General features: G+C 43.3%; 13 protein-coding genes. 4 read left to right on the top strand and 9 right to left on the bottom strand.

Annotated features, from left to right (window positions below; all coding sequences use genetic code 11):
• Window positions 1-10 precede the first annotated feature (10 nt).
• The 7 genes from nirB to mutS all read right to left on the bottom strand — a co-directional run bounded on the left by nirB (window position 11) and on the right by mutS (window position 10,909).
• Window positions 11-2,440, bottom strand: coding sequence for a nitrite reductase large subunit NirB (gene nirB, locus FG24_RS07850; RefSeq protein ID WP_036302384.1), 2,430 nt, complete (start codon window positions 2,438-2,440; stop codon window positions 11-13).
• Between the two features lie 238 nt (window positions 2,441-2,678).
• Window positions 2,679-4,130: an alginate export family protein gene (locus tag FG24_RS07845; RefSeq protein WP_036302383.1), complete on the bottom strand. Its 1,452-nt coding sequence runs from the start codon at window positions 4,128-4,130 to the stop codon at window positions 2,679-2,681.
• Window positions 4,131-4,185: 55 nt separating this feature from the next.
• Window positions 4,186-4,989, bottom strand: a complete 804-nt coding sequence (locus tag FG24_RS07840; protein WP_036302381.1) for an ABC transporter ATP-binding protein — start codon at window positions 4,987-4,989, stop codon at window positions 4,186-4,188.
• Window positions 4,990-5,017: 28 nt separating this feature from the next.
• On the bottom strand, window positions 5,018-5,863 hold the full coding sequence (ntrB, locus tag FG24_RS07835; RefSeq protein ID WP_036302380.1) for a nitrate ABC transporter permease: 846 nt from the start codon (window positions 5,861-5,863) through the stop codon (window positions 5,018-5,020).
• A gap of 45 nt (window positions 5,864-5,908) precedes the next feature.
• Window positions 5,909-7,213, bottom strand: a complete 1,305-nt coding sequence (locus tag FG24_RS07830) for a CmpA/NrtA family ABC transporter substrate-binding protein (RefSeq protein WP_051901478.1) — start codon at window positions 7,211-7,213, stop codon at window positions 5,909-5,911.
• Window positions 7,214-7,448: 235 nt separating this feature from the next.
• Window positions 7,449-8,012, bottom strand: coding sequence for an ANTAR domain-containing response regulator (locus tag FG24_RS07825; RefSeq protein WP_235189740.1), 564 nt, complete (start codon window positions 8,010-8,012; stop codon window positions 7,449-7,451).
• Window positions 8,013-8,284: 272 nt separating this feature from the next.
• A complete protein-coding gene (gene mutS / locus FG24_RS07820) occupies window positions 8,285-10,909 on the bottom strand; it encodes a DNA mismatch repair protein MutS (RefSeq protein ID WP_036302378.1) in 2,625 nt (874 codons plus the stop codon).
• 245 nt (window positions 10,910-11,154) lie between these two features.
• On the opposite strand from mutS, the gene FG24_RS07815 reads away from it, so the two are divergent.
• Both FG24_RS07815 and FG24_RS07810 read left to right on the top strand, forming a co-directional pair.
• Complete coding sequence (locus FG24_RS07815) at window positions 11,155-12,957, top strand: GGDEF domain-containing protein (RefSeq protein WP_036302377.1); 1,803 nt, start codon at window positions 11,155-11,157, stop codon at window positions 12,955-12,957.
• A gap of 107 nt (window positions 12,958-13,064) precedes the next feature.
• Window positions 13,065-16,262, top strand: a complete 3,198-nt coding sequence (locus FG24_RS07810; protein WP_036302376.1) for a methyl-accepting chemotaxis protein — start codon at window positions 13,065-13,067, stop codon at window positions 16,260-16,262.
• A gap of 123 nt (window positions 16,263-16,385) precedes the next feature.
• On the opposite strand, the gene FG24_RS07805 is transcribed toward FG24_RS07810, so the two are convergent.
• Both FG24_RS07805 and FG24_RS07800 read right to left on the bottom strand, forming a co-directional pair.
• Window positions 16,386-18,401 carry a site-specific recombinase gene (locus FG24_RS07805; protein WP_088178455.1) on the bottom strand — a complete coding sequence of 672 codons (2,016 nt, stop codon included), beginning with the start codon at window positions 18,399-18,401 and terminating at the stop codon, window positions 16,386-16,388.
• Between the two features lie 383 nt (window positions 18,402-18,784).
• Window positions 18,785-19,597 (bottom strand): inositol monophosphatase family protein, encoded by an 813-nt coding sequence (locus FG24_RS07800; RefSeq protein WP_036302374.1) that lies wholly within the window; start codon window positions 19,595-19,597, stop codon window positions 18,785-18,787.
• A 109-nt stretch (window positions 19,598-19,706) separates the two neighbouring features.
• Here FG24_RS07800 and FG24_RS07795 point away from each other — a divergent pair, with 109 nt between their 5' ends.
• Window positions 19,707-20,450 (top strand): RNA methyltransferase, encoded by a 744-nt coding sequence (locus FG24_RS07795; protein WP_036302373.1) that lies wholly within the window; start codon window positions 19,707-19,709, stop codon window positions 20,448-20,450.
• Between the two features lie 120 nt (window positions 20,451-20,570).
• Window positions 20,571-21,155 (top strand): prepilin-type N-terminal cleavage/methylation domain-containing protein, encoded by a 585-nt coding sequence (locus FG24_RS12920; RefSeq protein WP_051901477.1) that lies wholly within the window; start codon window positions 20,571-20,573, stop codon window positions 21,153-21,155.
• The last annotated feature ends 43 nt before the right edge of the window (window positions 21,156-21,198 follow it).

Raw genomic sequence — 21,198 nt, 5'->3', positions numbered from 1 at the left:
TAACAAGATATTACACAGTAATTGTTTCATATTCTTTATGTTGCTCACGGTTATTCACACGCTCAGCCCATGGATCTGATGCACCTTGTAGCGCGTAAATCAAGCGTTCGTATGCCGCTTTACGCCCTTCAGCATCTTCAAGAATACGCTGTTTTACATACTCTAAACCAACACGTTCAATCCAATGTACCGTACGGTCTAAATAGCGCGCTTCTTCACGATAAATCTGGATAAATGCACCTGAGTACTCCATGACTTCATCTGAAGTTTTTACTTTACATAGGAACTGCGCTGCTTCAGTTTTAATACCACCGTTACCGCCTACATAAATTTCCCAGCCTGAATCTACACCAATAATACCGACATCTTTAACGCCTGATTCAGCACAGTTACGTGGACATCCAGAAACCGCAAATTTTACTTTATGCGGCGCCCACATATGGTCAAATGCTTTTTCGATATCAATGCCTAATTGCGTAGAGTTTTGTGTACCAAAACGGCAGAACTCTGAACCAACACAGGTTTTAACTGTACGGATACTCTTACCGTAAGCGTAGCCTGATGGCATGTCTAAGTCTTTCCACATGTCAACCAAGTCATCTTTTTTCACGCCCAGTAAGTCAATACGTTGACCGCCTGTTACTTTTACCATAGGCACTGCATATTTATCTGCAACATCAGCAATTTTTCTGAGCTGATCTGGCGTAGTCACACCACCGTACATACGTGGAATCACTGAGTATGTACCATCTTTTTGGATGTTTGCATGCACACGTTCATTAATGAAACGTGATTGCGGGTCATCTTTTGCTTCATGCGGCCAAGTTGAAAGTAAATAGTAGTTAAGGGCTGGTCGACAAGTTGCGCAACCGTTTGGTGTAGACCAAGCCATGCCTTGCATTGCATCTGGAATGCTCAGGTATTTATGGGTACGAATTTCTGCGCGCACCTCTTCATGGCTCTTTGTAGTGCATCCACATACAGCTTTACTTGTGGATGGAGGCGCATAGCCACCACCTAAAGTAGAAGCTAGAATCTGCTCAACCAAACCTACGCAAGAACCACAGCTAGAACCGGCTTTAGTTTGCTTCTTCACATCATCAATAGTGAACAAGCCTTTGTCTTGAATGGCTTTAACAATCGTTCCCTTACATACACCGTTACAACCGCACACTTCCATTTCATTGGTCATGGCAGCTGCTTTATCTTGGCCTTGATGACCGCTATTACCCAGTGAGTCTTGACCAAACATCAGGTGATCACGAATCTCGTGAATCGCCTTACCATCTCTTAACATCTGAAAATACCACGAACCATCCGTGGTATCCCCATAAAGCACGCTACCAACGATTTTGTCATTTTTGATGATGAGCTTTTTGTAAACCCCACCAACTGCGTCGTGCAAAACAATTTCTTCTGTGTCATCACCGCCCATAAAATCACCCGCACTGAATAAATCAATACCTGTTACTTTAAGTTTGGTTGATGTCACTGATCCTTTATATTGACCTATGCCAAAGTTAGCCAAGTGCGTTGCACACACTTTAGCCATTTCAAACAATGGCGCAACCAGTCCGTAAGAGATACCGCGGTGCGCTACACACTCACCCACTGAATACACGCGTGGGTCATAAGTTTGCATCGTGTCGTTCACCACAATACCTTTATTACAGTAAATGCCTGCTGACTCAGCTAATGCATAGTTTGGACGAATACCGACTGCCCACACTACTAAGTCTGCCGGGATTTCTTGACCATCGCTAAATCTCACTGATTTCACGCGGCCTTTGTCATCTCCAACCAACTGCTGTGTATTTTTATTCAATAAGAAACTAAGGCCTTTGGCTTCTAGATTCTTTTGTAACATACCACCTGCAGTTTTATCTAACTGACGCTCTAATAACCATTCGTTTTTGTGGATAACCGTTACATCCATACCTTGGATTTTTAAGCCGTTAGCTGCTTCTAGACCTAATAGACCGCCACCAATTACCACGGCATGTTTATAGACTTTTGCAGCCTCAATCATGTCGTTTGTATCTTTAATATCGCGATAGCCCAACACCCCCTCAAATTCATTACCAGGGATTGGCGGCATAAACGGCTTAGAGCCTGTTGCAATTAATAGTCGATCATATGCGGCGCTCACGCCATCTTCTGTATAAACCACACGGTTTTTACGATCGATCTTGTTCACCCGTGCACTTGTGTGCAGGGTGATATTGTTCTCTGCATACCATTCTCTGGTATTTAAAATGATGTCATCAATCGTTTGCTCATTTGCAAGCACCGGAGACAACATAATGCGGTTGTAATTAGGGTAAGGCTCATCACCAAACACGGTGATATCGTAAAGATCAGGCGCTATTTTCAGCAACTCTTCCACTGTTCGCATCCCGGCCATACCGTTACCAATTACTACTAATTTCATCTTTTGCATGTTTTCACCATCAATTAATCTAAATTGTCATTCCGCTCACATATAGGCAGGATTCATGCCAAGTTTTACAATTTCGCAAAATAATTTTATTCATTTAAAACAATTACTTATTTTTTTCGCCAAATACCACTTTATTAGCATCAGCTCTCTAACAGTGCCAATGCACCATTATGGAATTCCATAATGGTGCATTATGCTTTGCTACACATTTAGTATGCAACATTACTTAACGCAATGCCTAGAATGTGTACATGCCGGTTACCCAAACAATCTCTTTATCGCCTTTACGTGCTGCATTTTGTAAGGTAGTACCGTAAATATCACTTTCATTAAACTTTGCATACTCAACCTTCCCTAACAACTTGTCACTGAAGGGATAAGTAGCACTTACATCAAACTCGCTACCGTATTTATCACCAAGTCTTCCATCGGTAGACTGATATTTTTCATCAGATTTGAACACATGATACTCAGCATATAACTTCACTTTATCGATAGCACCAGCTACTGTAACAAAGCTATCTTCAATACCTTGACGCGGGGTTGCCAAGAAGTGATCTGCCCAACCTTGGAATAGGTGGTTAGTACCTAGTGGTGTCTGGAATGCATATTGACCATCGTTACTAGAAAGTTTTTCATGATCAATACGCACTGACCATGCACCATATGCCGCACCGCCACCTAATTTAAAATAATGCGCATCGATTAGTGGACTACCACCACTCATGTCAGTTTGTTTAGCGTATTCTGCTGTGTACAGCACTTTCCAGTCAGGATTAATCGCACGTACACCGTCTAATCGCGCACCAAAAGTTTTGCTACTAGCATCAGTCGTTGCTCCTGCTGTAGAAGCAGTGTCTTGGCTAGCACCTAAACCGTTACCGCCTTGTGCTGCAGTGCCGATTGCAGCTGGGTTACCATTGTTTTGGCCTAAGTTAGCCACATCAATCAAGTAGCCATAACCAACCAACGACTCAGAAGGTGAAATACGGTATTTTGCATTCACAATATCAATATTACCATGACGATCTTTAGTGGTAATTTGGCGAACTTTATCAAAGTGTGCAGCAAAAAGCTCTACATCTTGAATACTCTTGTTTAAGACAGAAACACCGTCAAATACTTGCATATTTTGTCTAAACGCAATGTCGCCAATGAAACGCACATTGTCTAAATTAAGTTGTTGACGACCCAAGCGCACTTTAGTGTTTTTGATACCAGTCCAATCCACATAAAGTTGATTAATATCAGTAAAGCCAGCATCTACAATGTTAGGATATAGCGCTTTATTAAGAGCCGCCGCACCCACCGCACCAGCATTACTGTGCTCAGGCACATTATTTCTACGGTCATTAAAGTCATCGTTAAATTCGTGCACATCTGTGATTTGTGCACCGATACTAAAGTTTTTGTATGGCGCAGTTTGCCACCCAATCAAGCTGCGTAAAGTAAACGCCTCGCCTGTGTTAAGTTTCTTTGATGACCCAGCTGTTGACTGATAGCCATTTTGATTCACACTTTCGTAACGTAAACGGAAGTTAGTCATTTGCTTACCATCTTTGATAGCATCTAAGAAAGTATATTCAGTAACCGCCTCATCTTCTGCGTAAGCTGATTGTGCCATACCAGTCAGCGCTAGCGCGGTACAAGCCATGATCATATTCATCTTGAACACTGTTTTGGTTTTCATGTTAATCCCTTTTATAAGTAATAATATTGATGTAGTCTTTTTAAATCCTTGGCTTTTATGCCGATTTTTTAGCATGTCGCTCATATAAAAAGCGCAGCACTTCACTACGTAAATGGTTGTATTCTTTATCTTCTGCCAGTGCCAAACGTGCTCTTGGACGTGGTAAGTTAACTTCTAAAATTTCACCAATCGTTGCACTTGGGCCATTGGTCATCATCACGACACGGTCTGATAGCAATACAGCCTCATCCACATCATGTGTCACCATTACCGCAGTACAACCAGACTTCGCCATAATCTTCATCAGCTCATCTTGCAGATTGGCACGAGTCAATGCATCTAGCGCGCCAAAAGGCTCATCCAGCAACAGTACTTTTGGCTCCATGGCCAAAGCGCGGGCAATGCCAACACGCTGCTTCATACCACCTGAAATTTCATTAGGTCGTTTGTCGCTAGAGTGTGACAGCCCTACCAACTCGATAGCGGCATGCGTGCGCGCCTCAAGTTGGGCTTTGGTCTCGGTGCTAAATACGCGCTCTACTGCGAGATACACGTTTTCATAACAAGTTAGCCATGGCAATAAAGAGTGGTTTTGAAACACGACTGCACGTTCAGGACCTGGCCCCGCAATTTCACGGCCTGCGCAGAACAACAAGCCCTCTGAAGGCTGCAACAAGCCTGCGATTAAATTCAGCACTGTAGACTTACCGCAACCAGAGTGCCCAATAATTGAAATGAACTCGCCTTCTCTAATATTTAGATTAATACCCTTAAGCGCATTGAATGTCCCTTTTTTGGTATGAAAGGTCATATCCACTTGCTCTAGTTGTACATATTTGTCAGCGTTTGCTTTTTCCATGATCGTTCCTAAAGGATATTTAAGTGGGTTATTCGTAGCTAAATCGTTTAGCGATTTGCGTGAGGATTAACTCAAGCAACAAACCAACAATCCCTACGACGAAAATTGCGATGATGATGTGCTCAACATTCAAGTTATTCCACTCATCCCACACCCAGAAACCGATACCAACGCCACCTGTTAGCATTTCAGCCGCCACAATCACCAACCATGCAACACCGATAGAAAGGCGCACACCGGTCATCATGTAAGGCAGCACAAACGGAAACAGTATTTTGGTAACGATCTTCCATTCACTTAAGTTCAACACTTTTGCCACGTTCATATAGTCTTGTGGCACTTTACTCACGCCGACTGCCGTGTTGATAATCATAGGCCATACTGCCGAAATAAAGATTACCCAAATCGCTGCAGGATTTGCTGCTTTAAACACCAGCAACCCAATTGGCAACCATGCAAGTGGCGAGACTGGCCGCAACAAGCTAATCACTGGTGCAGTCATTCTTGCCACAAACTCAAAACGACCAATGACAAAACCAAGCGGGATTCCAATCAGCGCAGCTAAACCAAAACCCAAACCAACGCGCTCCAATGATGCCAGGATATTCCAACCCACCCCTTTGTCATTGATGCCATGGTCATAAAACGGATCACTAAACAATTCAACCGCTGAGGCCCAAGTTTTAATTGGTCCTGGCAACTCTTGTCTATGCTCTGCAATCAATGACCAAATCATCACTAGCAAGAACAACCCAAAAATTGGCGGTAGCACCCATCTAAAAAAACGATAAGCCTGCGTATTTAAATTACGTGAACTGCTTAAAGAGAAATATTTAGCGGTAGGCATTATTTTATTTACAGTATTTGTTGTCATTTCAACTCCTTAAGGCGCAACTCTATTTGTGCGATGCATCATGGCTTACACTTTAATTTTGAACGATGCAGCATAAGCGGCTGGATTTGAGCCATCCCACACAGTGCCATCCATCAATTTACTGCTACGCATTGTGCTTTTTGGCACAGCGACACCTAATTGCGATGCGGCTTCAGAATAAAGTTTTACTTGGTTGATCTTAGTTGCCACACCTAAGTAGTCAGGGTCAGATTTGAGTAAGCCCCAACGTTTATGCTGTGTTAAGAACCACATGCCATCTGATAAGAACGGATAGTTCACTTTGCCATCATCAAAGAACTTCATGTAATTAGGGTCTTTCCACACCTTGCCATTACCATTGTCGTAATCACCCACAAAGCGTCCTGCAATTACTTGTTCTGGCGCATTCACGTAAGCTTTACCTGAAATCAGCTTAGCCACTTTCGCACGATTTTCAGCTGCATCAATGTAACGACATGCATCAAGAATCGCCATCATCATGGCACGTGCTGTATTTGGGTTTTTATCTACGAACTCAGCAGTTGCACCCAATACTTTTTCAGGATGGTCTGCCCAGATATCTTGCGTTGTAGCGACAGTGAAACCTACTTTGTCGAAAATCGCCCTAGCGTTCCAAGGCTCACCAACACAGTATCCATCCATGTTACCAATACGCATATTGGCGACCATTTGCGGTGGAGGTACTACAATATTTTTGACATCTTTGACTGGATTAATGCCGTTTGCAGCAAGCCAATAGTTAAGCCACATTGCGTGCGTACCGGTTGGGAATGTTTGTGCAAAGGTATAGTCACGGTTTTCGTTATCAATTAAACGTTTTAGTGTTTTACCGTCTTTAACACCTTTATCTTTAAGTTGGTTAGAAAGCGTAATACCTTGACCGTTATGGTTTAAACCCATTAACACAGCCATGTCTTTTTGCTGACCACCGATGCCTAGTTGCACGCCATATACCATACCGTACAGAATATGTGCTGCATGCAACTCACCGTTAGAAACCTTGTCACGCACTGCAGCCCAAGATGCTTCTTTTGAAGGCGTGATTTTGATACCGTATTTCTTATCAAAACCCATTTCCGCAGCCACGATAATCGGCGCGCAATCTGTTAATGGAATAAAACCAATTTTCACTTCTTTGATTTCTGGTGCATCTGAACCTGCTGCGTAAGCTTGTGTACGGATACCGTTCGGCACTAAACCCATCATCGCTGCTGCTCCTAAAGCCCCCATCGCACTCATTTTAAAAAAGTCACGGCGCGCAGGGTCAATCACCAAATCTGATTGCTGACCTACTTTAATTTGTTTATTACTAATATTGTCATTGCCCATCTTAGCTCTCCTAAAATAATCCAAACAATCTAAAAAAAATCCATAAAAAAAGGCGTCTGATAAGTTGAACCAGCTCTTAAATTAAAGAGTTGATTGCTTATCAAGACGCCTTTGTCTTGTATTACTTGATCTGAGCCACCATTGGCTCTTTTTTTACTGCTTGGATGATTTAGCTCACCAGTCCGTCATTGGACTTTTGGACTCTACCACCACCGAATTGGTATTAACTTATCAGCTAAAGTAGCAACTGTGCTGCTTCAACAATTTGTTCTGCCAAAGCACCGATGCGCGTATGTTTTTCCATCGCCATCTTTCTTAACATGCTATAGGCTTCATTTTCATCCACATTGCGCTGTTTCATAATCAAACCTTTTGCACGTTCAATTACTTTGCGCTCGCTTAGCTTGGTATTTGCCTCTTGCAAGGCAACACGTAAATTCTTAAATTCTTCAAATCTGGCAACCGCAGCATCAATCACTGGTTGCAGGCGCTCATTAGGTAAAGTTCCCACCACATAAGCACACACACCGGCCTGCGTTGCTAATTTAATCTGCTCTTTATCGCCATCATGGGTAAACATCATCACTGGACGCGGATCATTCATCGTCATGACACAGATATGCTCCAATGTGTCGCGACTAGGTGAATCTGTATCGATCACCACTACGTCTGGTTGCAACTTACTGCATGCATCATTTAAATTGATGGTATCTCTTAAATGGGCGATGACGTCGTAACCGTTATCAAGCAAGGACTGCTTGAGTGGTTTAACACGCTCCAAATTATTATCAACAATCATTACTTTTAACATAGCAGCTTAACTCGATAGACTGAACTAGTATAAGCAATAGATGTGCCAACTATTAAAAAATAGCTTAACCACTTGTTTAATATGGAATAGCGTACTTTATGGCATGAAGTGAACAGTGGTAGCGCTAGCTGTTCGCACAAATAAGGTGCGCACGCACACTGTTGTACCCAGACAAAGCGCACTTAATGATGCACTTCAAGATTGATGGGGTGATACCTTTGAAAATGCCAACTAGCCATGACAAGCGCGAGCTGGCATTTTTACAATTGATTGACAGCCGCCTTTAGCCTGTAAAGCATATCTAAAGCCTGCTTAGGCGTGAGATCATCCACTTGCAGTGATTCTAATTCAGTGAGCACTGGGTGTAATGGAATGTCCTCGACTTGCTCATTCATCATGAACATATCGACTTGCGGCACTGCCGTTGCATCTTGATTAACTACCTGATTTAGCTCTAATTGCGCTAATTTTCTTTTTGCTGCACTAATAACGGGCTTAGGAATCCCTGCAAGTTGCGCCACTTGCAGACCGTAACTTTGGTTAGCCGCACCCTCTTCAACTTTGTGCATAAAGACAATGTTGTTACCATGCTCAACCGCATCTAAATGCACATTGGCGGCATATTTAAACTCATCCACAATACGCGTCAGCTCAAAGTAATGCGTAGCAAACAAAGTATAAGCGCGGTTTTTCTCTAACAACTGTTTGGCAACTGCCCAAGCTAAGCTTAAACCGTCAAACGTAGAGGTTCCACGTCCAATTTCATCCAACAGCACTAGGCTCTTATCGGTAGCGTTGTGCAGGATATTGGCGGTTTCGGTCATTTCCACCATAAAAGTTGAACGTCCACCCGCTAAGTCATCCGATGCACCAATTCGTGTCATGATGCGATCAATCTCACCAATCTTTACGCTCGTCGCCGGCACATAACAGCCACAATATGCCAGCAACACAATCAATGCGGTTTGCCGCATAAAGGTCGATTTACCACCCATATTCGGCCCTGTAATCAGCAACAGTTGACGATAAGGGTTAAGCGACACATCATTGGCAATAAAAGGCTGCCCTGATGATTGCATAGAAATCTGCTCAACAACAGGGTGACGGCCGTTCACGACCTCTAACCCAGCCTCTGTTGTAAATGTAGGCGCGACATAATTTAAACTGATGGCGCGCTCAGTAAAACAACACAGCACGTCTAAACTAGCCACAGCCCCTGCATTGGTTTGTAGTGCAGAAATAAATTGGCCAAGTTCAACTAACACTTGCTCGTATAGCATTTTTTCACGGGCTAAAGCGCGATCATTCGCACTGAGCACTTTATCTTCAAACGCTTTGAGTTCAGGGGTAATAAACCGCTCTACATTCTTAAGGGTTTGGCGGCGTCTATATTCTGCAGGTGCACTCTCTGCCTGCGTGCGGCTCATTTCAATATAGAAACCATGTACGCTGTTATATTCCACCTTGAGGTTGCTAATACCAGTCCGCTCTTTTTCTGCCGCTTCAAATCGTAATAAGAACTCACCATGATTGGTTTGTATCGCACGCAGCTCATCCAGCTCCGCATCATAGCCATCCGCGATCACACTGCCCTCACGGAGCACGACACTAGGCTCCGCTTTAATAGCAGTGATGAGCAAGTTTAATACCGTAGCTGGCGGTGTTAGGTTGCTAGCCAAGGTCTGCAATAAACTAGCCGATTGCTGATTAAGTTGTGCTTGCAACAAAGGCAACTGCTGCAGGCTCACGGCTAGGCCAGATAAATCTCTTGGGCGTGCTGTTTTAAGGGCAACGCGCGCAGTGATACGCTCAATATCCGCCACAGACTTTAAGGTCTGCCGTAAACTCAAGTGTTGGTTAGTTTGCATCAGGTCTGCAACCGCCTCATGGCGCTTCATCACTAGGTTGCGGTCTTGCAAGGGATGGTGCAGCCAATGCCGTAGCAAACGTGCACCCATTGCGGTTTGCGTGGTATTAAGCAAGGAGTAAAGCGTAGGGCTAGCCTCACCGCGCAAGGTCAAATCAATTTCAAGATTACGTCTGGTTGCGGCATCAAGCTGTAAATAGGCACTGGTCGCTTCTACACTTAAGGCATTAATATGTGGCAAGGTGGTGCGTTGTGTATGCTTCACATAATCGAGCAAAGCACCTGCCGCACAAATTGCAGGGTACATATCGGCACAACCGAAACCATTCAGATCATACGTATTAAACTGTTTAGTCAGCGTACTAAATGCACTATCAAAATCAAACTGCCATGCACTTAAGCGTCGTTTAGCCACTTTACTGGCGTTTAGCGAGCCGTGTTGAAAGTCATCTGAAAGCAATATTTCACTAGGTGCAATACGCTCCACCTCTTGTGCCAATAGCCCCACAGCAATTTCACTAAGGATGAAACTACCGGATGCTAAATTCAATCGCGCAAGGCCAACAACCCCATTCGCCTGAAAAATACTAAGCAATTGGTTATCACGAGACTCATCTAACAATGCGGCATCGGTGAGTGTACCAGGCGTGAGAATACGGGCCACTTCACGTGCTACAGGGCCTTTACTGGTTGCTGGGTCACCCACTTGCTCACAGATAGCGACGGCCTCGCCCATTTTGGCAAGTTTGGCTAAATACTGCTCGGCTGCGTGATAAGGCACCCCTGCCATTTTAATGGGCTGACCATTGCTGCTGCCGCGATGCGTTAGAGTGATGCCAAGTAATCTAGAGGCTTTTTCAGCATCTTCAAAAAACAGTTCGTAAAAATCGCCCATGCGATAAAACAACAACATATCAGGGTGCTGCGCCTTTAAGCCAAGGTACTGACGCATCATGGGCGTGTGGCTTTCGTTGGGTGCTAAAGAACTAGAAACATTGGAAGATGGCGCGATAGTCATTCAACAATTCACAGATTTTTAAGTAAGTTTAATTTTAACCTATCACGCACAGATGAACGCACTAAAGTCGTGACTAAACTCGTTTTTAAATACCCTTTATTTTAAATGCTAGATTTAGTTAGCCAATATAAAACGCCAAGTTTGAGTATCGCATTCCACCTAGCTCTACACATGAGCAATATTCATCAAACTGTCACATTAGTCAGTCACCATGCCTAGTCAAATTAATAAAAAAAGAGATTTGAATGAGTACAGTGAATGACACAGCATGCTCTCATGAGGCCGCGTGCCTACATCTACATGACATTATTCAAGGCAAGCAACTCACGGCTGTTTTCCAACCAATACTCGATATGCAACAAAGCAAGTTTATTGGCTATGAAGGCTTAATCAGAGGCCCAGTCAATAGCGTGCTTCACTCACCAATAGCATTGTTTGGAATGGCGAGAAAGTGTGACTTAGTGGCTGAGCTAGAATACCTTGCGCGCCGAACAGTGCTTGAGTCTTTTGCTAGACTTAAACTGCCGGGCAAGATATTTCTTAATATCAGCCCTGATATCTTATTACAAAAATACTCAAAATCAGGCGAAACACTTAAATACATAGAGGCGCTTGGCCTACAGCCTAATCAAGTGATTATTGAGCTAACAGAAAACGCACAAACACTGGATTACCAGCTCATGCGCGATGCAACCCATCACTATCGAAACATGGGGTTTGAAATCGCCATCGATGACCTAGGTGAAGGCTTTTCTGGGCTACGCCTATGGTCAGAGATTCGCCCTGACTACGTAAAAATCGACAAACATTTCACACAAAATATTCATCTAGACCCAGTGAAACAGCAATTTGCACGCTCGATTCAAGAGATTGCTGCAAAATCAGGTGCCAAAGTGATTGCTGAAGGAATAGAAACCCATGAGCAACTGATGGCAATTAGAGACTTAGGCATCGCTTACAGCCAAGGCTATCATATTGCAAGACCACATGCAGAACCTTTACATGAGGCGTCATCAGACGTCACCCATCAACTTGTTAGATTTGAAGTAGAGCGTGAGAATCTATTGCAAAATAGAGCCACTGTCGAAAAGTTACTTAAACACGTATTGCCTGTCGGCCCTACATATCATAACGAAGATGTGTTTAAAATGTTCGATGAAAATACAGAGCTCTACTCCATCCCAGTAGTGCTAGATGGCAAACCTGTTGGGCTGATTAATCGCTCTGTCATGATTAACGATTATGCTCGCCCTTTTCGCCGGGAGCTTTACGGCCAGCGCCCATGTGAAATGATGATGGATCAATCTGCCATCATTGTAGATAAAGACACCAGTCTCAAAGAGCTTAGCAATCTGATATTACAAAGTAAGCCACATCATCTTTCTGCTGGGTTCATCATTACCGAAAATGCACAGTACATCGGCATGGCAAGTGGACATGACTTACTAAGGCTGATTACCAAGATGCAGATTGATACTGCACGATACGCCAACCCACTGACTTTACTGCCTGGCAATGTGCCAATTAGTGAGCAAATCGATAGTCTGCTGCAATCAGGTACACAATTTGTTGCATGCTACTGCGACTTGGATCACTTCAAACCGTTTAATGATGTATATGGCTATAAAAAAGGCGATGAAGTCATCCAAAAAACAGGGCAACTACTTTCAGAGGCTTGTGGCCCATATGATTTTGTTGGGCATATTGGTGGTGACGACTTCATCGTGCTTTTCCAAAGTAGAAACTGGGAAAATCGCTGCAATACATTGCTATCCCTTATTGCAAATACGTTCCCATCGTTTTACTCGACGCATGATCAACTCAATGGTGGCATTACCACGCAAGACCGTCAGGGGGAACAACGCTTTCACCCGTTCATTAGCCTCTCTATTGGCGCATTAATTGTTGACTCAACGCTTTACCACTCGCACCACGAGGTATCCACCGCTTGTGTTAATGCAAAAAAACAGGCCAAGGCGATTGCAGGTAATAGCCTTTTTATAGAGCGCCGCAGCCCTCATGAGTCTATCGTCGAAAAAGCGGCATAACGATAAAAAATCAAGACAAGATTCGGCCATGTAAATAAATAGCCAATTCAACGTCATCTATCAGATCTATTCAATATTGGTTATCCAGATAATAAAAAAGGTGTGCAATGAAAGAAAACATCACATTAACGCAAAGTGAACGTGAGATTAATGCGTCAGCTTCCATGGTCTTAAAAACTGATTTAGAAGGAAAAATAACTTACATCAATCGCGACTTTACGGAAATTAGCGGCTTTACTGAGCAAGACTTAATTGGTAAAAAACAGAATATTATCCATCACCCAGACATGCCGTCAGAGGTGCTCACAGACATTTGGATGACACTTCAAGCTAAAAAACCTTGGATTGGTGTAGAACTAGGGCTCTGTAAAAATGGTGATCATTTTTGGGTTTACTCCTGCGTAACGGCTGTGCGTGAAAAAGGAGTCGTAGTTGGTTACATTTCTGTCAGCAAAAAAGCGAGCCAAGAGCAGATTGAGAAAGCTCGCGAACATTACCGAGCAATCAAACATGAAGAGCGCTGGTATACCGCAATATTTAGAAAAATTAAAGAGTTCAGCAACCGTATAACAATCAGCAATAAAATTGCATGCATCTTTATCATGGTCTCCTTAACGACATCAATGCTTGGTTTTAGCGGCGTATCCGGCATTAAAGAAAGCAACAATGGGTTAGAAAATGTTTACAAAAACAGGGTCTTACCATTGAAGCAATTAAAAATCATCAATGACATGTACAGCACTAATATTGTCAGTACTGCTCAAAAACTGCAGAGAGGCATCATCACCTCCAGCGAGGCTGCCGCTAATGTTGATCAAGCATTATCAACATTAGAAAAACAGTGGAAAGAATATCTGGCCAGCCCCCATGATGCAATGGAGTCAAAATTAGCAAACGATATTCAACCATTATTTGATACCGCCTTAGAGTCGGCTGTGTTACTACAAGGAATTATTCGTAGTGATGATATTGAACGGCTGATGACGTTTAATACTTCTGATGTCTACAAAGCGATTGACCCACTAACAGAAAGCCTTAACCAACTGATTAATCTGCATTATGCTGGTGTTGCCACTGAATATGAAACCACACAACTCAACTACATAAAACATAGAAACTACGCGATTGCATTTATTATTGTCGCGCTGATGATATGCGGGCTACTTGGCTTTAACCTAAACCGCTCTATCATTCCACGCTTACGTGCTATCGGCAGCAATTTGCGAGAAAGTGCTGAGGAAATGAATAACAATCTCGTACCTAGATCAGTGCAGAGAGATGAATTAACCGATGTAGTTGACGCTTACCATGCACTTAAAACTAGGCTAGATGTTGACCATACAGAAACCGTCAGCAGCATCCATCGGATTAAATCCACGCTAGACCAAGCTTCCATCGCCGTTACATTGTCAAATCAAGACAATCGTCTCATTTATATGAATAATGCCGCACAGACACTATTTGACAAGATGAGTGCAGGTATTAAAAAACATCATCCAGATTTCACATCAGCAGCAGCGATGATGGGCGAGCGCCTAGACCAATATTTGGAAAACGATACTGATCGTGAGCAATTTAACAACGAAATTAATACACAAAAGTTGATAGATACAACGATGGCAGACCACCACCTACAATTGGTGATTAACGATGTATATGATGAGTCCGATGGTTATGCATTAGGTAGAATGACCCAATGGAACGATCGCACTGCTGAAATCGTTGCGGAAAAAAATGTAGCTGAGCTTATCCAGCAAGCCGTCGCGGGCAACCTCAACAAACGAATTGACACCAACACCCTACCTAATGGCGTGATTAAAGACATCAGCAGCGGCATTAATGAGCTATTAGATGCCATCATCACACCGCTCACCATGGCTGCGAACTATGTGGATAACCTCTCAAAAGGCGTCATTCCTGACGAAATTACCGATGGCTACCACGGTGACTTTAATATCATCAAAAACAATCTCAATGCCTGCGGGTTTGCCATTAAAGCACTGGTTGCTGATGCTAGCCTGCTGGCAGCAAATGCAGAAGCTGGCGCCCTAACAACGCGTGCAGATAGCGCTAAACATTTTGGTGAATATCGTAAAGTGATTGAAGGTCTTAACGCAACACTAGACGCTATTGTGACGCCGCTTAATATAGCGGCCAATCACTTAGATTACATAGCACGTGGGGAAATTCCAGAAAAAATCACGGCAAACTTTAATGGCGATTTTAATCACATTAAAGACAATCTCAACACCTGCATTACCTCCATCAACGCCTTAGTCAGTGATGTCAATACACTGTCCAACGCAGCGCATGGTGGCAGAGTCTCTGTGCGTGTTGATGCAAGCACGCATTTAGGAGATTTTAGAAGAATTGTTGAAGGCGTTAACGAAACATTAGAGATGATTGTTGGCCCTATTGCCGCCGTAAAAACATCGGTAGAAACCATCAATACCGCAGCAGCAGAAATCACATCAGGCAATAACGACCTATCTGCACGTACTGAAAAACAAGCCGCAAGCCTAGAAGAAACTGCAGCCAGCATGGAAGAGTTAGCCTCAACCGTTAAACAAAATGCGGATAACGCAAAACGCGCCAACCAATTAGCACTCAATGCCTCAGGCGTTGCCATCAAAGGTGGTGTGGTCGTTTCAGATGCGGTAGTGACCATGACGGCGATTAACGAAAGTGCGCGGAAAATTGAAGACATTATCAGCGTGATTGATAGCATTGCGTTCCAGACCAACATTCTTGCCCTCAATGCTGCGGTTGAAGCAGCACGAGCTGGCGAGCAAGGCCGTGGCTTTGCAGTGGTTGCAGGGGAAGTAAGAAGCTTGGCTCAGCGTTCAGCTGGCGCAGCTAAAGAAATAAAAGCACTTATTAATGACTCTGTGAGTAAAACCTACGAAGGAACAAAACAGGTTGAAAACGCAGGTAAAACTATGGAGGAAGTCGTAGCCTCAGTTAAACAGGTTGCAGACATCATTAGTGAAATCGCCGCCGCATCTGTAGAACAAAGTACAGGAATAGACCAAGTCAACGCAGCCATGACTAGCATGGATGAAGTAACGCAACAAAATGCATCACTTGTGGAAGAAGCCACCGCTGCCGCACAATCACTATTAGAACAGGCTAGTGCGTTGGCTGATGCAGTCGGTGTATTTAAACTAGATGAACAGCATCAAACACATACTGACAATGTGATTAGAATGCACCCCATCACAAAACTAACAGTGGCTAGCAACCAGAAGCAACTAAATAAAATCAGGGCTGCTGATTATAGCAATGGCCATTGGGATAGTTTTTAATCATTAAAAGGATAAGAATAATGAATGGCAGCTTAACACCTGCCATTCATCAGACAAAAACCTATCATCTAGAAGCAAAAATCTTAATCTAGCCCACTGCAAACACATGCTCACTTCAGCACGTTAAGCTTCTGGTTCAGGCTGCTTCGTTAATGCTTTTGGCGGGAATATAAACTCAGCAGGATGCTGATTGAGGCGGCTAGCTAAATTACGTAGCAGTAAGCGCCAGTCATTAAATCGTACCTTTCTAGATTTCATTGCCACATAAAGCGCTAAGCTAAAACTTACTATCAAGTTACCTAGGCCAATTAAGGCTAACCCCAACGCAGCGTAAACAGCAGCCTGCCATGTCAGCATAAAATCTAAACTAAAACTGGCAAACCCCACAAAGGCAGAAGAAAATGAAATGTGCCTAATATCAATCGGCAACCCTAACAACACCCCGACAGACCCCATCCCACCGAGTAGGCATCCAAAATAGAAATTACCTGCCAGTGCACCTAAGTTGTGCTCAACATAATGTGCAACACGCGCTAAGCGCTCCACCCCCAAAAATCGCTGTAGCCACTTAATGGCTTTTAAACGCTGAGGAATCTTGTTGTACACCGCCAAATTATCATGATAGCCAGCAATCAAGCCTGATAAAAACAAACAGACACCCGCAATAGCAGCATAAAAGAATGCACCACTGGTGACAGGATGAATATCGCTCAACAATTGATGAGCCTTTTCTGGGGTCACAAAGTGTTGCCCAGATAAATAAAGTACAGCCCAAGACAATAGCATCGCGACCGGAATCGCCACGACCACGTTGCCAAAAATGGCGACTGCTTGGCTACGCATTGTATTGGTCACGGTGGTCACTAAATTATGCATATCTTTAGTTTTACCATCAGAAGCATTATCGATAGTGGCGGCAATAGCAGCGGCCGTCATCGCTGGCTGCTTAGTTGCCACCGTAAAGTGCAATATATGAATCAGCATAAAACCGATACCATAATTCAAACTAAAGAAAATAGCCTCAGCTAACGGTGCAAAATGCTGTTTGGCCAACACAATTTTAAACATTGCCATCATCGCAATAATCACCCCCGCCCCCATTGCCGAGCGCATGAGTGCAAAGTACTCACTGCGATTTTCTGTAATGTAATGTTCACCAGCACGGCTTGCGTTTTCAGTCACGCGAACCGCCATCACCTCCATGCTTTCCTGCCAATACTCATGCAGGTCATTCTTATGGCACTCGCTGTAAACCAAGTCTTTAAATAACTTCACAATCACTGCATCTGCCGATTGACCATGCTGAAAGCAGTGCAGAATACTGAGTAACTCTTCTAAACGTTCAATCTGCTTGAGTATGCGCTGTAACAACTGTGTTAAGTGAATACTCGTCCCTGTGAGTGCACTATTCCTTCGGACTTTTGCAACAATCGCCTTGCATTGATCCAGCATCACCAGAATATGCTTAATATCGGTATGCGTATCATCCATATCCTGTGCGCCCATAAACTCAGCCAACTCAGCCTGTTGCATCACAAATGGCGAACTATGTTGCTCTAGCTCAGGGTAGTTTCGCAACAACTCTGGCTCTAATCCAAGTGCAGCGGTGCGATAGGAAAGCACTTGCGAAGCCGCAAACAAATTTTGCTGGCAAGACAAACTCAACGCTTTATCTGCCAAATCAAACCGCAATACTTTAATCAACTGCGACCATACATCATCTGGCACTGCATTCACCCATAACTCATCAGTCGTCTTGGTAAAAAAGACCGCAAACAAATCAACTAAGTAAGCACCGTCTATTGCTTCTGGTAAAATCTTATGCGAGATTCTTCTCCGCATCTCAGAGAAAAAGCCAGTAAATACCGAGTGGCGTGCAATTAAAAACAGCGAGAGAGGGTTGTAAGCGCTTAACAATAATAAAATAGCACCTCTAAGCTGGCGCGCTTTTTCTGCATCAGTGCTCAATAGGTAACACAGTGCTTGGATTGATTTAACCGCAGAGTCCGTTTGCTCAGGCTTAGCTGGACGAACCTGTGCTACCAAGTCCGCAATCAGCCTTGGCGCATCATCATGCTGCGCATACTGCTCAAACACTTGTTCCATCAAATTGCTATGGTTATTCTCTTTATTATTCATCTTGAAGTTCCATTTTAAAGCAGGACAATTTTGTCAGATTAAAAGCATCCTGATGAGGCTCTCTACGACTAGCTACAGATAACGCACTAAAATAGTAGCGCAATACTGCGCTAAGTATTTAGCATATAGAATAAATCTACTGAAATGACATTTGCAGTTTAACTAAATAGAAATGCTGATTATCTAAAGCACATGATTCAAAAATACATGGATAAAATGACCTGCACCACGCAATAAAATTCAAATCATGCCAACCTTACAGCGAAAATTCAGTTTTATTTTAATGTATTAGGTAACTAATTTTGTACCGATTCAACAACGCTGTTGAACCTATTGAGAACGCCTGCCTAAGGTTGGCAGGCGCATTGAAAACAACGGGTGAATTAAGCGTTTTTAGGCGTCTTGAGTGAATCTGTTAAATGAGGATTCAATGTCTGCAACATTTGCGCAAACACTTTTGGGTTAGCGGCCACAATATTGCCAGTCTCAATCCAGCTCTCATTACCCTCAAAATCACCTACAATACCACCGGCTTCCTGCACGATTAAGCCACCTGCAGCAATATCCCAAGCGGATAGATTGATTTCAAAGAAACCATCCACCCAGCCCACCGCAACATAGGCTAAATCCAATGCAGCAGAACCTGGACGGCGAATACCTGTCGTTTTCTTAATCATGTCTTTTAACATGCCTAAGTAAGTATCTAAGTGAGCAAAATCACGATATGGGAAACCAGTCGCAATCAATGAGTCCTGTAACTTACTACGGTTAGTCACACGAATACGCTTGTCATTTAGAAATGCACCGCGACCTTTGGTTGCCGTAAACAAATCATTACGTACTGGGTCATAAATCACCGCTTGAGTAAGCACACCCTTTTGCTGCAAAGCGATTGAAATACAGTACTGTGGGAAACCATGTAAAAAATTGGTCGTGCCATCTAATGGGTCAATAATCCAAATATTATCGGCTTCGTGGTTATCATGACCACTTTCTTCGCCCCAAAAACCGTGATCAGGATACGCATCTTTCAACACACTGATAATCGCCTGCTCGGCTGATCTGTCTACTTCACTGACAAAATCATTATAGTTTTTAGTTTGAATGCTGATAGAACCTACGTCTTGCGAGGCTCGGTTAATAATACGTCCCGCTTCACGAGCGGCTTTTACTGCGATAGATAGCATTGGATGCATGACTAGATTTTCTAAAAGAACTGATAAAATGCTATTTTAGCTTTTTATCGACCTTAATACCAATTAAGTATCGCTAAGTGAGTCATTTCTAACAATTTAGGTCAGCCAAGTGGATAAACAAAACATTTTCAATAACATTCGTGTCGTTTTATGCCAAACCAGCCACCCTGGTAATATTGGCTCCACCGCACGCGCCATGAAAACCATGGGCTTAAACCATTTGTATTTGGTGAACCCGCTACACTTTCCGGACCCGCAAGCTACCTCACTCGCCACAGGCGCTGCTGATTTACTTGAATCAGCAACCGTTTGTACCAGCCTGCAAGAGGCTCTCACTGGCTGCGTACTAGCAATAGGCATGAGTGCGCGTAAAAGGCAAATCTCCCATGAGCTAGTGAACGTGCGCGAGGCAGCGGAGCGTGCCGTCTCCATCGCACAGAACCAACCCATCGCCCTTGTATTTGGCACAGAAATGAGCGGCCTCTCAAACGCAGAGCTTGATTGCTGCCAATTACTGGCCATGATTCCTGCTAATCCAGAATATTCATCACTGAACTTGGCTGCAGCAGTACAAGTAATGACGTATGAAATCCGCATGGCAATACTGGATGGCAAGCTGGAAGCAGCAACTAACCAGCCAGAACTCGCCACTAATGAAGCACTTGAAGGCTTTTATGCGCATTTAGAAGATACCCTGATTAAAATTGGCTATCTCAATCCAACTGCGCCAAAAAAGCTCAGTGAACGCATACGCCGCATCTATGCCCGTGCAAAACTAGAGAAAGAAGAAGTGAATCTATTAAGAGGCATATTAACGTTATCAATCACACCAAAAAAACACGATAAATATTAAACCACCAACTCTTTTGAATAAAAAAGTATAGTTTTACTATCGTAACAACAATCTCCGGACATTAACTGGTTGAAATATTTGAGAATTAAAATATGTACCGTTCAGTTCGTCATTGGGAATATGTATAAAAAATCTAATAAAAATTTAATTAAGATTCCACAAAACAATATTAACAGCCTCTTCTATGTACAACGAGGCTTTACGTTAGTCGAATTAGTTGTAGTGATTGTCATATTGGGAGTTCTCGCCTCAACCACATTACCAAAATTCATCAATCTAGGTAGAGATGCAAGAGTTGCGGCCATACAAAGCCTAGCAGGATCAGTGCGAAGCTCATTACATCTGGTAGAAGGCCAAGTAATGATCAAAGGTATTGGTTCTGCAGGCCAACAAGCAAACATCACTTGGGTCAAACTGGCTGATAACACCGATGTCAGACTTTGGAATCGCTATCCAGACCGCTGGTGTGATGGCATAGGCGTTTTACAACAAGGCTTTATCGTCCCAACCGCTGGATGTTATTTAAGCAATGCTGCCATTGAAAATAATGGCCTGACTTTTTACGGATTTGGCAATTCCAGCATCCCTAGTGGAGATGCTGGCTGGAGAGTTGAATCTGCAACCTCGCCTAACCAATGTGCAGTCCAATATCGTTACAACGGCAGTGGCACGCCTGTTGTTACCGCACATACCAGTGGCTGCTAAATTAAAAAAAGAAAATTCACACTTCGGCTTAAACAATACTAAC

The sequence above is a fragment of the Methylotenera sp. L2L1 genome, assembly GCF_000744605.1.
Classification (GTDB): Bacteria; Pseudomonadota; Gammaproteobacteria; order Burkholderiales; family Methylophilaceae; genus Methylotenera.
The sequence above is the reverse complement of the archived record's forward strand: the minus strand, read 5'-3'. Positions and strand labels throughout refer to the sequence as shown.

Bases quoted from the DNA above. Each gene is read 5' to 3' on its own strand.
- FG24_RS12920 (WP_051901477.1), top strand. From the start codon at position 20,571: ATGTATAAAAAATCTAATAAAAATTTAATTAAGATTCCACAAAACAAT.
- FG24_RS07805 (WP_088178455.1), bottom strand. From the start codon at position 18,401: ATGAATAATAAAGAGAATAACCATAGCAATTTGATGGAACAAGTGTTT.
- FG24_RS07840 (WP_036302381.1), bottom strand. From the start codon at position 4,989: ATGGAAAAAGCAAACGCTGACAAATATGTACAACTAGAGCAAGTGGAT.
- FG24_RS07810 (WP_036302376.1), top strand. From the start codon at position 13,065: ATGAAAGAAAACATCACATTAACGCAAAGTGAACGTGAGATTAATGCG.
- mutS (WP_036302378.1), bottom strand. From the start codon at position 10,909: ATGACTATCGCGCCATCTTCCAATGTTTCTAGTTCTTTAGCACCCAAC.
- nirB (WP_036302384.1), bottom strand. From the start codon at position 2,440: ATGCAAAAGATGAAATTAGTAGTAATTGGTAACGGTATGGCCGGGATG.
- FG24_RS07800 (WP_036302374.1), bottom strand. From the start codon at position 19,597: ATGCATCCAATGCTATCTATCGCAGTAAAAGCCGCTCGTGAAGCGGGA.
- FG24_RS07825 (WP_235189740.1), bottom strand. From the start codon at position 8,012: ATGATTGTTGATAATAATTTGGAGCGTGTTAAACCACTCAAGCAGTCC.
- FG24_RS07830 (WP_051901478.1), bottom strand. From the start codon at position 7,213: ATGGGCAATGACAATATTAGTAATAAACAAATTAAAGTAGGTCAGCAA.
- FG24_RS07845 (WP_036302383.1), bottom strand. From the start codon at position 4,130: ATGAAAACCAAAACAGTGTTCAAGATGAATATGATCATGGCTTGTACC.
- ntrB (WP_036302380.1), bottom strand. From the start codon at position 5,863: ATGACAACAAATACTGTAAATAAAATAATGCCTACCGCTAAATATTTC.
- FG24_RS07815 (WP_036302377.1), top strand. From the start codon at position 11,155: ATGAGTACAGTGAATGACACAGCATGCTCTCATGAGGCCGCGTGCCTA.